Below are 1,598 nucleotides of genomic sequence, written 5' to 3'. Positions count from 1 at the left end.
CCCCCAAGCGTTACTACAACTATCTAGTGATTGAGGATTCTGCTGGTTACACCTTGTTTGGCTTCACGACGTGCCGTCGATTTGCTGGTTACTTTGATATACAACAGCGAAATGGGCAGTGGATACTGACCGCTGCAATCGATGGCGAACACACGCAAGTGGCGGATTGGGAACACAATCAACTTGAGTCCATTACGATTTTAACTGGCAACTCGCTATCCGATCTGTATCAAGAGTTCAGCGAGATGATTGCCGTGCATCATCCTATTCGCAACGGTGTTACGCAGGATGCACCGATAGGCTGGTGTTCTTGGTATGCGTACTATGCCGATGTGACCGAGCAAAATGTTTTAGAAAATGTTGATTGCATGCAAGACAAGCTCGAAGACTTAGAATGGGTACTTCTGGATGATGGCTATCAAGCGTTCATGGGGGATTGGCTTACGCCGTCGGATAAATTCTCTGGCGGTGTGAAGGAGCTGATTCAAAACATTCGCGCAAAAGGCAAAAAGCCGGCGATTTGGATGGCTCCTTTCATAGCGCAGCCAGAATCTGAGGTCTTTCAGCAACATCCTGAATGGTTTGTTCGTCATCCTGACGGTCAGCTCCTTAAAGCTGAAGATGTTACCTACGGCGGCTGGCGTTGCACGCCTTGGTATATTCTCGATACGTCTAACCCCGAAGTGCAAGATCATCTAACGCACGTTGTGTCAGTGATGAGGCTAGAGTGGGGCGTAGAGCTGTTTAAGCTCGATGCAAACTCCTGGGGAACGCTAAAAGGAAAACGTAGTCAGTCTGGTATTACGGGTGTCGAAGCGTATCGATTAGGGATGGAGGCGATCGCCAGAGGTGCAGGAGACGCTTGGTTGCTTGGCTGCAACGCGCCAATGTGGCCATCTTTGGGGCTGGTGGATGCGATGCGTGTGTCTGATGACGTCGAGCGCCATAGCCACCGTTTTGAACAGATCGCTAAAGAGACGTTTTTCCGTAGCTGGCAGCACCGTAAATTGTGGCAAATTGACCCAGACTGCGCGACGTTTACTTCTCTTGCTAATCAAGCTGCATCACGTGAAGACTACGAGTTTCACCGTACCGTATTATTGGCGTCTGGCGGCTTGCTTTTGTCTGGCGACCCTCTCCCGGAAGTCACGCCATTTGCGAGTAAAACGTTGGCGAAGCTGATGTTGCGACAACGACGCAGCCAAGAATCTGCTAAGTTCACGGCGTTAAGTTTGAGCCATGCTTTTTTGAAACTGACGGACAAGAATGATCTACATTGTTTGTTCAATTACGCGAATCACAATGCGACTGAATTTACTCTCACAGCGGATCAGCCCGTTGATTGGTATGACTACTGGACCGGAGAAAAGCTCAACCAAGATCCTTGTCAGTTGCTTCTAGTGAGTGTCGATAGAGGTCTGAATGCCAAAGCAATAGTGACCGCGTAAAGGTCATTGAAAACGACGTATTAAACGAAAAGAGCCACTTGGGCTCTTTTCTTGTTTTTACGCGTTCTTTTTTGAGAGCGGAATAACTAAAACTCAAACATAAAGTAATAGCCATAGCCCACAATGAACGCAGGGATAGAGGAATAGACC

Annotated in this window: 1 protein-coding gene; it reads left to right on the top strand. The window is 48.3% G+C overall.

What is annotated here, in order from left to right:
- The coding region (locus tag R7E42_RS23940; protein WP_318073081.1) for a glycoside hydrolase family 36 protein at positions 1–1,448 on the top strand (1,448 nt) is incomplete at its 5' end.
- Positions 1,449–1,598: the final 150 nt, after the last annotated feature.

Source organism: Vibrio sp. Vb1337 (assembly GCF_033338715.1).
Classification (GTDB): domain Bacteria; phylum Pseudomonadota; class Gammaproteobacteria; order Enterobacterales; family Vibrionaceae; genus Vibrio; species Vibrio alginolyticus.
Note: the sequence above shows the minus strand (reverse complement) of the source record. Positions and strands in the feature narration are given on the sequence as shown.